Source organism: Streptomyces sp. NPDC031426 (genome assembly GCF_055581585.1).
On the sequence record NZ_JBVIJE010000038.1, the window covers coordinates 1 to 14,148 of the forward strand.

A 14,148-nucleotide genomic window follows, 5' to 3' on the forward strand; every position below is an offset into this window, starting at 1 on the left:
CCCGTGAGTCCCCTATTTCTCTACATCGGCATATCCTATGAATAAAAAGAAGTCAACGTGTCGCACTGGACTCTGCAGCCCCGGGCATGATGCCGTGACGGCTCAGAATGTTTCCGCAATTATCCGGTTTCCGGGACTCTTTCGCATTCCTCGTTCCGGTCCGTACGGAAGGACGGGGTGTGTTCCCTATCCGCCCAAGGCATCCGCGGCACCGCTCGAAACCGACCGTCCTCGCGTTGAGGCACAGCGCGGGACTCGGCGGCATGGGCAGGGCCGGCGAGTTCTTCACCCCTATTCTCAGGTGCCTCTGCCACGTCCCGGCCGTCGTCACCCTTTCTGCGGTTCGGACGTCCGACGGCTTCGAGGCGTCCTGGCCCGCGAAGATCCGTACCACGGTCTCGGTCCTGTGGCAGTGCACCCGGGTGCTGCTCAGGGATTCCCCCGACGCCGTCTATCTGCCGATCTCCCAGTGGGGTCTCCCGCTCCTGAGGGACGTCCTCGTCGTCGCGCTCGCCAGGGCCACCGGATCCGCTCCGGTACTGCACCTCCACGGCGCCCAGTTGCCGGCCAAGCTCTCCGGCGCCCCGCTCCTGCGGAAGGCACTGGGCGGAGCCCACTGGATCGTCCTGAGCGAGGACGTGGCCGCGGACCTGCGTGCCAGTGGCTGCCGTACGCGATCGGTGACGGTGATCCGGAACCCGGCGCCGGGGACTCACCCCGAAGCTCGCGCCCGTCCTCCGCTCACCGGCACGCCGTCATGGGCGCCGAGTGCCGCGCGCCCCCTGCGCGTCGGTTGGCTCGGTACGATGTGCACGGCCAAGGGCTTCGACATCCTGTGCGATGCGGTGGACCGGATGAAGCGTTCGGGCGCCGCCATGGAGTTCTCCACCGCCGGGATGCGTAGGGACGTGCCGCGCTCCCGGATGCACTGCGTGGACCGCGACCTCGGTGTGCTCCAGCCGGCGGACGTCCCGGCTTTCTGGTCCGCCGTCGACGTGTTCGTCCTTCCGGCCCGCTGGGCGGAAGGACTCCCCTTCGTGCTACTCGAGGCCCTGCAGGCGGGCTGCGCCGTGGCGGGGACCCGTTCCCCCGGCTGTGCCGAACTCTTCCGCCACGGGTGTGTGGACGACGTGGAACCCACGGTCGGCTCGGTCACCGGTTTCCTCGAAGCCTGCCGGACCGACCTCGACGGCGTCCGGCAGCGCCAGCAGAAGGCATGGCACCAACTGCGCGCACTCTACGCACACGACCTCGTCGAGAAGTCGTTCGCGCGGTTCTGGGAGACCGCGCCGTTCGGACAAGGTTGACGATCCGTTGGAGGCACAGGTGCACACACCGCATACGGCGGGGCAGCCCGACGAGGCCACGGCGACCGGAAAAGCGGGTCCGTGCCCGCACGTGACGGTCTGCGGACTGCCCGTCCACCCGCTCACCCTGGGGGAGTCGGTGGCGGCGGCCGAGGCACTGATCGCGGACGGCGGCCCCCACCAGCACGTCGTGCTGAACGCCGCCAAGATCGTCCAGGCGCATGACGACCCGGAACTGGCGCGGATCATCCGCTCGTGCTCGCTCGTCAACGCCGACGGGCAGTCGGTCGTGTGGGCGGGCCGTCTCCTCGGAAGTCCGCTGCCCGAACGGGTCGCGGGCATCGACTTCATGACGGCGCTGTGGCGCAGCGCCGCACGCAACGGATATCGCGTCTATCTGCTGGGCGCCGAACCCAGGGTGGTCGAGGAGACCGCCCGCATCGCCGCCGCCCAGGGTGTCCAGGTCGTCGGGCACCGGGACGGCTACTGGGACGAGACCCAGGAGCCGCAGGTGGTGGCGGCCGTCCGAGAAGCCCGTCCGGACATCCTGTTCCTCGCCGTACCGAGTCCGCGCAAGGAGTACTTTCTCGCGCGCAGGCAGCAGGAGTTGGGCTGCGCCCTGGTGGTCGGCGTCGGCGGATCCTTCGACGTGGTGGCGGGAGTGCGCAGCAGGGCACCACGGTGGATGCGGCGGGCCGGTCTCGAATGGTTCCATCGGCTGGTCCAGGAGCCGCGCCGCATGTTCCTGCGCTACGCGGTGGGCAACTGCCGGTTCCTCGCCCTCACCGCCGCCTACTGGATGCGGCGGTCGGCTCACCGCGAGGGCGGAGCGTAGGGCCGTCGGGCGAGCGCGGCGCCGGTGCCGTATGCGCGTGTGCTCTTTCCGGCAGCGCCTTCGGCAGCCTGGGCGCTTTCGCCATGCTCATCGTCACCCGCGAGGGTGACCGCCGTTGCGAGCTCGCCCCACCAGCGGCAACCGCTCGGTGTCAGGACGCGCCGACCGGCCCCTACTGTGGACCCATGGGTGCCTACGACGCCGAGACCGGCCGGCTGGCCGCCGCCGCGCGGGACGCGCTGGTGCGGGAGATCGACGCCGAGGAGGCCTGGGCCGGGGCCCCGGTGTGGCGGGAGGCGTTCGCGACGGTGCCCCGGCACCTGTTCGTGCCGTACTACTACGTCGCCGGGCCGCGCGGCTACGAGCGCCGCTGGGGCGAGAGCCCGGACCCTCAGGCGCGCGAGCGCTGGGTGCGCGGCGCCTACGAGGACGTTCCGCTGGCCACCCGGCTGCGCGACGGCGAGCTGGTCTCCTCCAGCAGCCAGCCCTCCCTGATGGCGCGGATGCTGGCCGCGCTGGAGGTCGAGGACGGCGACCGGGTCCTTGAGGTGGGGGCCGGCACCGGCTACAACGCGGCGCTGCTCGCCCACCGGCTCGGCGACGACGACCTCGTCACCACCGTCGATCTGGAACCGGAGATCACCGAGTCGGCCCGCCGGCACCTGGAGGCGGCCGGATTCCACCCGGCCGTCGTCACCGGCGACGGCGCGCGCGGCGTGCCTGAACGCGCCCCGTTCGACCGGATCATCGCCACCTGCGAGCTGTTCACGGTCCCACGCGCCTGGCTCGCCCAGTGCCGACCCGGTGCCCGGATCCTGACCCCGCTGGCCACCGGCCTGCTCGCGCTGACGGTGCGGGACGCGACCCGTGGCGAGGGCCGTTTCCTGGGCACGCCCGCCTACTTCGTGCCGCTGCGCGGCGCGGGCCGGGGAGGGCCGGAGAGCGTGTCGCTCGCCGGGCTGCCGGGCCGGGCCCGCGAACAGGAGACGTTCCGCTTCCTGCTCGCGCTCACCCGGGACACCCTCGATCCGCAGGAGGCCTACGCGCTGTGGCAGCGCGAGGACGAGCCGGAGCGCGAGCGGTACGGCGTCACGGTCGGCGGCGAGCACACCTGGGCGTGGCTGGACGACCCGGAGGGGCCGTACGCCTGGCCCCTCCCGTGACCCCCGGTCTGCTCAGGCCCGGCGGATGGTGATCGTCGTCCAGGCGCCCACGTGCACCCGGTCGCCGTCCTGCAGCGGGACCGGCACGAAAGGCTGGATCGGTTCCTCGGACATGTTGACCGTGGTGCCGTTGGTCGAGTTCTGGTCGACGACCGCCCAGCTGCCGTCCGGCTGCTGCACCAGCACCGCGTGCTGGTGCGAGACGCCCGGGTCCTCCGGCGGCACCGACAGGTCGATGTCGGGGGTGTCGCCGGTGGAGTGCCGGCGGCGGCCGATGGTGACCTGGTTGCCGCCGAGCGTGCGCTGCTGCTCGGGCGAGTACGCGGGCAGGTTCAGGCCCGCGGCCTCGGGGCCCGAGCGCTGCATCATCGCCATGAAGTAGTCGCGGTCCGGGCCGATGGTCGCCGTCCAGGTGGTCCGCTGCTGCGGGAAACCCGCGCCGGGCGGGGCCTGCGTGGCGCCGGGCTGCGGGTAGCCGTACCCGCCGCCCTGACCGCCACCGGGGCCGCCGGCCGGGCCGGAGGCCGACGGCGGAGATATCACCCAGTCGTCGTCACCGCCGAAGGCGGGGCCGGGGGCCGCAGGGCCGCCCGGCTGCCCACCGCCAGGCCCCGGCGGCGGACCGCCGGCGCCGGGCCGGCCGGTCTCGCGCGGGAACGCGGGCGGAGCGGGCGGCCCGGACTGCTGGAACGCCTGTGAGGCACCGCCCGGACCGGCGGACGGGCTCGGGCCGGGCGGCGGCAGCGGACGCGAGGGGTCGCCGCCGAAGCCGGAGGGACCGGGCGCGCCGGGACCGCCCTGGGGCGGGCCGGGGGGAGTGGGGCCACCGGGGCCGGAGGGCTCACGGCCGAAAGGGCCACCGGGGCCGGACGGCTCACGACCGAAGGGCGGCGGACCGGCCGGACCGCCGGGCGTGCCGGGCCCCTGAGGCTGACCCGGGCCGCCGCCGAAACCGGAGGGACCACCGGGCCCCTGCCCCTGCCCGCCGCCGAAACCGGAGGGACCACCGGGCCCCTGCCCCTGCCCGCCGCCGAAACCGGAGGCACCACCGGGCCCCTGCCCCTGCCCCTGCCCGCCGCCGAAACCGGAGGGACCACCGGGCCCCTGCCCCTGCCCGCCGCCGAAACCGGAGGCACCACCGGGCCCCTGCCCCTGCCCCTGCCCCTGCCCGCCGCCGAAACCGGAGGGACCACCGGCACCCGGGGCGCCCTGACCCGGGCCGCCGAAACCGGAAGGGCCACCGGCACCCGGGCCGCCCTGACCCGGGCCACCGAAGCCACCCGGACCGCCCGGGCCGGACGGACCCGGTGAGGTCGGCGGGCCCGACGGGCCGCGCTCGGCGGCGAACGGCGTCGGGCCCGAGGGCTCGCTGCCGAAGGACGGGATCGGCTCGGCGGGCCGGTTCATCTGCGAGGGGCGCGAGCCCTGGTACTCGTACCCGTCATTGCCGCCGTACGTCGCGCTCGGCGGCTGGAACCGCGGCTGCGGCGGGCGCGGCGCGGCCGGGGTGTACGAGGTGGCCGTGTTGGTCAGGAAGTTCCACCGGCACTCCTCGCAGAAGGGCGCGCCGCCCTCGCGGGGCGTGCGGCACTGCGGGCACAGCTCCGGCTCCGGGGCCGAGGCGGCCGGCGGGCGTCCGCCGGCCTGGGTGCCCTGCGGCGGCGGGAAGCCGTAACCGCCCGCGGGCGGGGGCGGCGGGGGCGGAGGTACGGCACCGGCCATGCGGTGACCGCAGACCTCGCACCAGTCGTCGGAACCCGACTGGTGTCCGTTCGGGCAGGTCGGCATGTCGGTGCTTCCCCTTCTCCGGATATCCTACTGGGTCACTTCTTTACACGAACAGTCTTTGTGGACCGGGTCTCCAGAGTCATCTCGTCCGCCTCTGCGACCTTCGTCTTCAACCGCACAGTACCTGTCGCGGCATCGACCACGTCCACCACCTTCGCAAGCAGTTTCGCAGTATCCGCGTTCCCGGAGGCATTGGCGAGCTGAACCGCACGCCCCAGTTTGGCCGTTGCGCCATCGAAATCGCCCGCCTTGCGAAGATCGAGCCCTTGCTTGATGGCTTGTGCCAGTTCGGCCTGCCCGGTGTAGTGGGCGACTTGGGGGTTGATCGAGGTGGAGGCCGCCATGTCGTCGGTCCACACGGCCCGTACGAGGCCCTGCGCGCCCAGGTTCTGTACCGATCCGTCCGCCTGCGGCACCACCAGCGAGACCCGCGCGGCGAGCATCTCCTGGCCGAGGCCGGCCGCCGGAACCTGAACGCACAGGTGGTAGTCGCGGGACTCGTCGCCCCAGGACCCGGTCGGGTAGTCCCCGGCGCGCGGCCCGGCCTCGGTGCGGCGGGCGGTCAAGTCCTCGACGGTGGGCGCGACTTGCTTGACGAACCGGATGGTCGTGCCGACCGGCGTCCACACTCTGAGCGAGACGTCGGCGACCTCCTTGCCCATCGCCGCCTCCATCATCCGCGTGAAGTCGGCGGCGAGACCGGCCGGGTCGGCGACGATGTCGGCGGAGCCGAGCAGCGCCGAGGCGATCCCTGTGACTTCTTTCACTTCCCAGTCGGTGCCCACGCCCCGCGCGTCACAGGTGAACCGTCCGGCGCAGGCCTGAAGCGACGCCCTCAGATCCTCCGGCGACTCGTGCTCGTTGCGGCCGTCGGTGAGCAGGATGCCGTGCCGGATGGTGACGTCCGCCGAGTTCAGCAGCCGGTCGGCCAGCCGCAGCCAGGTGCCGATGGCCGTACCGCCGCCCGCGCTGAGCTTGCGCAGCGCCTGCTTGGCCTGCTCACGGGTGCCGGCGTCGGCGACGGCGAGCCGTCCGCCGCCCGGATAGACCTCCTTGGCCACATGTGTGCCGCCGATCACCGCGAAGTGCGTGCCGTCGCGCAGGGTGTCGATGGCGGCGGCCGTGGCGTCCCGGGCGTTGCGCATCTTGGTCGGCGGGTAGTCCATCGAACCCGAGCAGTCGACCATCAGCGCCACGGCGGCCGAGGGGCCCTGGCCCCGCGGGTACAGCGGTGCCGCGGCGCTGCCGACCGTGCCGCCACCGGTGGCCGTCACGGTGACGATGGCGTTGACCTCGCGCCCGCCCTCCGGCAGGTACTCGTTCTGATAGACGTCCATCGAGAACTGCGGCACATGCGACTTCGCGAAATTGGCCATGCGTACTCAAATCCCCCTTGACCGCCCTGCCGATGCAGGGCGACGGCTGTGAACGGGCCGGTCCCCTCCGGCTCGCGGCCCCAGACCCCGGGCCCTCAGGCCGATCCTGCCCCCTGCGGCGGCGCAGGGAACGGCACGACGGCCACTGTTACGTTGTCGTGGCCCCCGCCGTCCAGGGCGTGGCCGACCAGGACCCGGGCGCTGTGCAGCGGACGCTCGGCCGCGTCCGGCGGTACGACCTCGGACATCTCCTCGGCCGTCTCGGCGTAGTTCCACAGGCCGTCGGTGCACACCACCACGACTCCGGGCCGGTCCGGCTTGAAGGACGCGGTGTGCGGCTCCAGTTCGTAGGCGTCCGCGCCGAGCCAGCCGGTGATCGCGTGGGCGCGCTCGTCGGCGTACGCCTCGGCCTCGCTCATCAGGCCGGCGGCGACCATCTGCGCGGCCCAGGAGTCGTCCTCGGTGAGCCGGGCCGCCGGCGCACTGCGGTCGTCCGGTACCCAGTAGACGCGGCTGTCGCCGACCCAGCCGACGACCAGCAGTCCGGAGGCGACCACCGCGCCGACGATCGTGCAGGCCGGGGAGTTCTGGTGCGGGGCGTGCTCGCGGGCCGTGGCGGGTTCCTCGGCGAGCGCGTTCACGGCCTGTGCGGCGGCGACGATCGCCTCGTGCATGGCGGTCTGCGGGTGCGTGCCGCGCGGCAGGGCGGCCAGCAGCGTGTCGCCGGCGGCCTGGGACGCGGCGGACGACGCGTCGTCGGGGCGGGTCGCGGAGGACACGCCGTCGCAGACGATCGCGAGGGCGGCGGGGGTGCCGTCGGGCAGCGCGGTGTGGCCGACGGCGAAGGCGTCCTCGTTGCGGTGGTGGCGCAGGCCCCGGTCACTGACGGCGGCCACCGGGCCGGACTCCCGCTCCACGTGGTCGCGTTCGCGGGGCTGGGCGTGCCCGCAGTTCTCGCAGTAGCCGTCGCTGTCCACCCGGCCGGCCCGGCAGGCCACGCACAGCTGCGCGGGCTCCTCCGGCACGGCCGTGGTCCCGGGGTTCTCGGCCACCCGCGGGTCGGGCGCCTGCAGCGGGTACTCCTCGGGCTCCGCGGGCCGGTCGAAGCGCACCCCGGAACCGGCCGGCTGCGGTGCGTCCGATGCGCTGGCCCGGTGGCCGTGCGGGTCCGTGCCGGACTCGTGCTCGGGCAGGGGTGCGCCGCCGGAGTCGGTGCCGGGCAGGTCGGCCGGCAGGTGCGGCGCCTGCGGGGCGCCGGAGCCGTCCGGCTCGGGGGCGGGCCAGTCCACGCCGTCCCCCGGGGTGCCGGTCATGGTGAGCGTCGGATGGTCCTGCGCAGGTGCGGGTACGACGGAGAGGTCGTACCCGCACGCTCCGCAGAAGAGGTCACCCGGCTCGACGGGCTCCGCGCAGCTCGGGCACTTCGGCAGTGCGGCCTGCTGGGGCATCTGCGACATCAACTACACCCACGTCCGGGGGCGGTAACGGTTGGCCCGTTCCACCAGTTCGATCCTCTCCTCGCCGCCGGTCGCCAGCCGGGCCAGCGTGCGGTAGGCGCGCTCCAGGCCGAAGCGGAGGCCCCGCTCGTCCAGACCGCTGCCCAGCAGCACCCGTCCGCCGGCGGCGGGCGGGGAGCCCTGGCCTCCGGAGAGTATCCAGTCCAGCGCCGAGCCGAGGACTTCCGCCGACAACTGCTCGCGCCGCGCCGGGTCCAGACCGTACGCGTCCAGCGCCTCGACCTGCCCGGCGGCGGCCGTCAGGTCGTCCAGGAACGGTACGTCACCGGCGGTCGCGGTGCGCTGTCTGAGCCGCGCCCGGACGGCGGCGACCCGGGCGGCCGTGTAGTGGATGGAGGATTCCGGCACCGACTCCAGGGTGCGCACGGCACCGTGCCGGTTCCCGGCCGCGAGCTGCACCCGGGCCAGCCCGAAGGCGGCGCTCACATAACTCGGGTCGGTCGCCCACACCAGGTGGTAGTACTCGGCCGCGTTGTCCAGCTGGCCCAGCACCTCCGCGCACAGGCCGAGCGCCAGCTTGGGTGCGGCCTCGCCGGGGAAGGCGTCGTAGATCGCGTCGAAGGAGAGCGCGGCGCCCTCGAAGTCGCCGGTGACCAGGGCGGCCACGCCCCGGTACCACACCACCCGCCAGTCGTCGGGGCGCTCCTCCTCCAGCTTGGCCAGGCTCATCAGCGCCGCCTGGTGGTCGCCGCTCTCCAGCCGGGCGCGGATCTGCCGGAGCCGGGTCTCCACGGTCTGCGTGGGCGCCGCGTCCAGCGCGCTGATCAGTTCGGCCGGGGCGGAGGTCAGCAGACCCGCCAGGAAACCGGCGTTGGGGTCGCCCGGGTCGACCAGCGGGACCGGCAGGGCGAGCGCGGTGGCCGGGGTGTCGACGGGCTTGACGAGCGCGGGCGGGAGCGCGGCCGGGCCGGGGTGCGTGGCCCTGGCCAGGGGCCGCGCCCCCAGCCGGGACACATCACCGTCCAGCCGGGGGAACAACTCCCGGTCGATGACCTTCACTTCGGGGCCGAACAACGTCGACAGCGCGGGCCGCGCCTGCCCGGTCTGCAACGAGACCACCTCGCGCAGCACACCGGTCAGCTGCTCGGCCATCTCCTGCGCGGAGGCGAACCGGCGGGCCGGGTCGGGGTCGGTGGCGCGCACGAGCAGCCGGTAGAAGGACTCGTAGCGGCGGAAGACGTCGATGGTGTCCGGATCGGGCAGCGAGTCCGCGTAGACGTTCGTGTAGCCCTGGAAGTCGAAGGTGAGCACGGCGAGCGTACGGCCCACCGTGTACAGGTCGCTCGCCACCGACGGGCCGACGTCGGCGACCTCGGGCGCCTGGTAGCCGACCGTGCCGTAGATCGCCGACTCGTCGTCGTCCATGCGGCGCACGGCACCCATGTCGATCAGCTTGAGCTGGTCCTCGGTCTGGATGGCGTTGTCGACCTTGAAGTCGCAGTAGAGGAGGTTACGGCTGTGCAGGTGGCCGAGTGCCTCCAGCGCCTCGATGCCGTACGCGCAGGCCTGCTCCACCGGCAGCGGGTCACGCCGGCCGTCCGGCGTACGGCGGGCGTTGGCGATCTCCTTCAGCGACTTGCCGCCGACGTACTCCATGACGATGTAGCCGTCGAGGGAGCCGGTGCGCTGGTCCAGGTGCTCCACGAAGTTGTAGATCCGCACGATGTTGGCGTGCTCGATCTCCGCGAGGAAGCGCCGCTCGGAGATCGCGGCGGCCATCGCGTCCTGGTCCCCGGTGTCCAGCAGACCCTTGAGGACCACCCACCGGTCGGAGACGGCCCGGTCCACGGCGAGGTAGATCCAGCCGAGTCCGCCGTGCGCGAGGCAGCCCACGACCTCGTACTGGCCGTGCACGATGTCCCCGGCCTTCAGCTTCGGCACGAAGGAGTACGGGTGCCCGCACTTGGTGCAGAAACCTTCCGTACGGCCAGGGCGGTCACCCCGCGCGCGCCCCACCGGCGCCCCGCAGTCCGAGCGCGAGCAGAACCGCTTGCGCTCCGGCACCTCCGGGTTCTCCAGCACCATCGCGCGGGGGTCGGGCCGCGGCACCTGCGGTACGTGCACCAGGCCGGCGCCGAGCCGCCCGCGGGTGGAGGTGCCGGAGGAGGAGCCGGAGCTGCGCACCGACACCGAACGCCCGCTGGAGCGGCCCGACAGGGACCGCGACAGCCGCCCCGACACCGAGCGGCGCGACTTCGACGACTGCGAGGACGTGCGCGAGCTGCTGCGCGAACTCCCGCTGTCCGCCGCGCCCCTGGTGATCCCGGTCGCCGGCGAGCCGACCATCCCGGTCGCCGACACCACCGGCGCGAGTCCGCAGGTGTCGCAGTACAGCTCGCCGCCGCCGACGTCCTCGTACGACCCCTCGCAGCCCGGCCGCTGACAGGTCTGCCCCGGCTGGCTCATGACTGGTCCCCCTTACGGTCCTCCGGCGCGCCCGCGCCGCCGAGCAGCTCGGTCGCCAGCTGCTGGTAGCGCAGCACGGCCTGTTCGGCCACCCGCAGGTCGCAGGGCGCGCTCCACAGCATCCGGCGGGCCGCGTCGTACCGCTCGACCAGGAACGGGTCCTCCGCGAGCCCGTGCCGGGCCACCTTCGCCTTGTACGCGTCGAGCCGCCCGCGCAGCTCGGCGCGGACGGCGAGCGGCGCGGTGACCGCGGTCAGCGACTCGCGGGCGCGCAGCAGTTCGTCCTCGGCCTTCCGCTCCAGGGACTCCAGGAGCGGGGAGAGCCGGTGCCACTGCGCCTGCCTGCGGTACTCGGCCGCCGTCGCCAGCTGCTCCTGGAGCACGGTCGGCGGGCCGCTGACCACCGGCACCTCGGTCGCCGCGATCTTCGCCAGCACCTCGCCGCGCGCGGTGCGCGCCTCGGCGAGGGTGCGGTCGGCGCGCGAGAGCACGTCCCGCAGCCGGATCAGCCGCGCCTCCGCGTCCTGCCGGACCGTCAGCACGGCGTCGATCTCCCGGCGCACGTCCTCCAGGGCGCGCGCCTCACGGTCGTACACCGTGGTGTCCGGCCGGCCGCCACCGGGCGCCGAACTGCCCTCCGCCGGCACCCAGAAGGCCAGCGGATCCGACACCACGTCTTCCCTGAGCCTGGTCAGCGTGCGCGTGATCCGCTCCAGGTCGTCCCCGGAGGGGTGCTCGCCGGGGCGTACGCCGACGGAGTGCGCGAGCTTGCGGGTGCGCTGCAGTTCCGCGGCGAGTAAATCGATCCGCGCGGGCAGCGCCGACCACACCGCGTCGCAGGCCACGACCAGGTCCAGGCTCGTCGCGTACAGCTCGTTCATTCGGTCCACCAGGCCGGACAGCGAGAAGGACTCGCTCAGCGTGCCGTTCCCGGCCACGGTGATGGACTCGCCGCGCAGCAGATCGGTCAGCTCCACCAGGTCCTCGCGGCTGGACCAGCGGCGCCGGGAGCGGATCTCACGGGCGGAGCGCAGCGCGGCCGCGTAGGCGTCGAAGTACCCCCACAGCAGGGTGATCCGCGCCTCCGTGGCCTGCCAGCGTTCCTTGGTGACGCCGGTCAGTTCGGCGCCTTCGAGGAGTCTGCGGCCCGCGTGGTCCTGCAGCGCCAGCAGCGAGGTCTCGATCGCCTCGTGCTCCTGGCCGAGCCGCGCCAGCGCACGGTCCACCTCGTCCCGGTCCATCACCGGCCCGGCGGGGTCCGTGACGCCCATCGATCACCTCTCGCTGCTTTCAAGGATTCCGGTCGGATGTGGCTCAGCTCGTGCGCAGATACTGCGGTGCGGGCGGCTTGGAGGCGCTGGAGTCCTTCCCCAGTGTCGCCGACAGCCACTTGTCGTACGACGCCTGCCAGCCGCCGGTGCGGTAGTCCACCAGAATGCGATTGACCCGGCGTACCAGATCGGAGGCGTCCTTCTTCATCGCCACGCCGTAGTACTCGGTGGTGAACGCCCCGCCCTTCAGTTCGACGGTCGGGTCCTGGGCGGCCTGGCTGGCGGCGAGCGCGCCGTCCGTCACCACCGCGTCCACCTCGCCGAGTTGCAGCCTGACCAGGCAGTCCAGCTGGTTCGGGACGGTGGTGGAGATGTCCGTGGAGGAGGGCAGGGTGCCGCCCTTCCTGTCGGCGTCGAGCTTGGTGTACGCCGTCGAACCGGCCGCCGTGCAGATCCTCTTGTGCGCCAGGGTGCTGTTGTAGCCCGTGACCGACGACGACTTGGGGGCGAGGACCTGCTGCCCGGTCTTGAAGTAGGGCGCGGAGAACGCCACCTGGGACAGCCGGTCGCAGGTGATGGTCATGGTCCGCACGACCATGTCCACCCGCCCGTCCTGTATCGCGGAGATCCGCTGGCTGGTCGGGATCGCCTTGAACTGCACCGCGTCCGGGTCGCCGAGGATGTCCTGCGCGATCCGGTGCACCAGGTCGATGTCGAAGCCCTCCAGCTCCGCGCCCTGGGTGTTGGGGTTGCGGTAGCCCCAGTGGTAGCTGTTCTGGTCCACGCCGACGATCAGCTTGCGCTTGGCGCCCGTACGGGCCTTGATCGCGTCGATCGTCGGGCCGTCGGCGCCGGACGGCGACAGGGTCTGGTTCTGCGCCCCGTCGGGCTTGCAGTCCTCGGCGCGGGCCTGCACCCCGCTCGCGACGGCCTGACCGGTCCGCACCGGGCGGTCCGGCGGAGGCTGCTGGGTGCACGGCAGCAGCAGGACGAACGCCAGCGCCAGCGCGCACAGCACCGCCATCGCGCCGACCCCGCCCCAGCCCCGCAGGGAGGCCCGTACACGCGCCGCGTACATCGTCATGCCCCCTGTCACCGGTACTCCGAAAGCCTGCGGCCGATGCCGAACAGGGCCCCGGCCGCGCCGAGCACCGCGAGCACGGCCGCGCCCACCGGCAGCCCGGCCACGGCGTCCCGGCCGTCGCCGGCGGCCCGCTGGAACTCGCTCTGCTCGTGGTCGATGGCGCGGGCGAGATTGGCGTCGACGCTGTCGAAGCACTCGCCGGTGGCGCCCTTGGCGCCGATCACCTTGTCCAGCGCCTGCTCGTAGTTGCCGTCCTCGTCCTCGGTGCGGGCCGCGGTGTGGCGCTGCTTCCACACCGCCATGTTGGCCTCCGCCGCCTTCACCGGTGCGCTGCCGCCCTGGTCGTCGGCGAGCTTCGCCGCCCGGGTCAGGCCCGTGCCGAGGGTGGTCATGTCCTTGTCGAAGTCGTAGTAGTACGCGTCGTACGTCTGCCCGTCGACCGTGATGGTCTCGGCGCCGCGCGCCACCAGACTCAGGTTCTCGTTCCCGCGCGCCTTCAGGGAGGCGATGCGGGCGTCGTGCAGCACCGTCAGCGAGCGGATGCCGTGGTCGTAGGAGCCGTTCAGCTCCGAGCGGGCCACCGTGTGCCCCACGACCAGCCACAGCAGCGCGACCGTGGTGGCGGCGGAGGCGGCGACCAGGCCGTGGTTGAGGACGCGGTTGGTGCGCCGGTAGGTGCGGTGCTGGGCCCAGCCGAGCGCGGCCAGCGCGAGCACGCCGAGGCCGATGGCGATCCACGGATACGGGGTGGCGTCGCCGTAGTCGGCGTCCAGCCGCTGGTTCTCCTTGGTGTAGAGATCCTCCGCCGCCGGGAGCATCTCCTTCTGCATCTTCTCGTTGGCGTACCGGAGATACGCGCCGCCGACCGGGTAACCCTGCCGGTTGTACGTCCGCGCCCGCTCGATGAGCCCCTTGTACTCGGGCAGCAGCTTGTTCAGCCGGGCGATGGTCGCCTCCGAGGCGGAGCCCGGCTCGGCGTTCGCGGCGGCCGTCACCAGCCCCGAGGCGGCGGTCCGGATGTCCTTCTCGTACCGGTCGCGGGAGGCGGCCGTCTCCTGACCGCCGGCCAGGAACCCGCTGGAGGCCGCCGTGTTGGCGTCCGCCAGCGATCGGTAGATGTCCGCCGCACCGGAACTGAGCGGCTGGCTCCTGTGCAGCACGTCGTCGGCGGCGGCCGCGCGCTCACTGGCCTGCCAGGCGGTGACCGCGCCGAACGCCACGACCAGCAGCGCGAGTACGGCCCCGATGATCCGCAGCCGTCCCGGCTCGGTGGTCGTCGCCTCCCGCAGCCGGTCGACGCCCTCGGCGAACGCGGTCCGCCGGGCCGACGGCGCGGGGGAGGTGGCGGCCAGGCGGACGGGCTGTGCGGGGATACCGGGGGCGGCGGGCATGCCGGGGCTC

At 73.2% G+C, this 14,148-nt stretch carries 11 protein-coding genes; 4 read left to right on the forward strand and 7 right to left on the reverse strand.

The features are described 5' to 3' along the window. Nucleotides 1-236: 236 nt before the first annotated feature. The 3 genes from ACZ5NH_RS40855 to ACZ5NH_RS40865 all read left to right on the forward strand — a co-directional run bounded on the left by ACZ5NH_RS40855 (nt 237) and on the right by ACZ5NH_RS40865 (nt 3,305). Entirely contained in the window at nt 237-1,307 is a 1,071-nt protein-coding gene (locus ACZ5NH_RS40855) for a glycosyltransferase family 4 protein (RefSeq protein ID WP_468782889.1), read from the forward strand. Between the two features lie 19 nt (nt 1,308-1,326). After that, complete coding sequence (locus tag ACZ5NH_RS40860; protein WP_468782891.1) at nt 1,327-2,142, forward strand: WecB/TagA/CpsF family glycosyltransferase; 816 nt, start codon at nt 1,327-1,329, stop codon at nt 2,140-2,142. A 185-nt stretch (nt 2,143-2,327) separates the two neighbouring features. Next, on the forward strand, nt 2,328-3,305 hold the full coding sequence (locus tag ACZ5NH_RS40865; protein WP_468782893.1) for a methyltransferase domain-containing protein: 978 nt from the start codon (nt 2,328-2,330) through the stop codon (nt 3,303-3,305). 12 nt (nt 3,306-3,317) lie between these two features. On the opposite strand, the gene ACZ5NH_RS40870 is transcribed toward ACZ5NH_RS40865, so the two are convergent. The 4 genes from ACZ5NH_RS40870 to ACZ5NH_RS40885 all read right to left on the reverse strand — a co-directional run bounded on the left by ACZ5NH_RS40870 (nt 3,318) and on the right by ACZ5NH_RS40885 (nt 10,116). After that, nucleotides 3,318-5,093 carry an FHA domain-containing protein gene (locus ACZ5NH_RS40870; protein ID WP_468782895.1) on the reverse strand — a complete coding sequence of 592 codons (1,776 nt, stop codon included), beginning with the start codon at nt 5,091-5,093 and terminating at the stop codon, nt 3,318-3,320. Between the two features lie 35 nt (nt 5,094-5,128). After that, nucleotides 5,129-6,469 (reverse strand): vWA domain-containing protein, encoded by a 1,341-nt coding sequence (locus ACZ5NH_RS40875; protein ID WP_468782897.1) that lies wholly within the window; start codon nt 6,467-6,469, stop codon nt 5,129-5,131. A gap of 95 nt (nt 6,470-6,564) precedes the next feature. Next, nucleotides 6,565-7,926, reverse strand: coding sequence for a PP2C family serine/threonine-protein phosphatase (locus ACZ5NH_RS40880; protein WP_468782899.1), 1,362 nt, complete (start codon nt 7,924-7,926; stop codon nt 6,565-6,567). Nucleotides 7,927-7,929: 3 nt separating this feature from the next. Then, entirely contained in the window at nt 7,930-10,116 is a 2,187-nt protein-coding gene (locus ACZ5NH_RS40885) for a serine/threonine-protein kinase (protein WP_468782901.1), read from the reverse strand. Between ACZ5NH_RS40885 and ACZ5NH_RS40890 the strand changes: the two genes are divergently transcribed. Beyond that, nucleotides 10,082-10,369, forward strand: a complete 288-nt coding sequence (locus ACZ5NH_RS40890; protein ID WP_450985277.1) for a hypothetical protein — start codon at nt 10,082-10,084, stop codon at nt 10,367-10,369. The genes ACZ5NH_RS40885 and ACZ5NH_RS40890 overlap by 35 nt on opposite strands. Before the next feature lie 19 nt (nt 10,370-10,388). Here ACZ5NH_RS40890 and ACZ5NH_RS40895 read toward each other — a convergent pair whose 3' ends face one another. The 3 genes from ACZ5NH_RS40895 to ACZ5NH_RS40905 are packed head-to-tail and all read right to left on the reverse strand — an operon-like array spanning nt 10,389 to nt 14,138. After that, nucleotides 10,389-11,663, reverse strand: coding sequence for a hypothetical protein (locus tag ACZ5NH_RS40895; RefSeq protein ID WP_468782903.1), 1,275 nt, complete (start codon nt 11,661-11,663; stop codon nt 10,389-10,391). 43 nt (nt 11,664-11,706) lie between these two features. Continuing rightward, nucleotides 11,707-12,741, reverse strand: coding sequence for a glutamate ABC transporter substrate-binding protein (locus ACZ5NH_RS40900; RefSeq protein WP_468782968.1), 1,035 nt, complete (start codon nt 12,739-12,741; stop codon nt 11,707-11,709). A 14-nt stretch (nt 12,742-12,755) separates the two neighbouring features. Then, nucleotides 12,756-14,138, reverse strand: coding sequence for a hypothetical protein (locus ACZ5NH_RS40905; protein WP_468782970.1), 1,383 nt, complete (start codon nt 14,136-14,138; stop codon nt 12,756-12,758). Between the last annotated feature and the right edge of the window lie 10 nt (nt 14,139-14,148).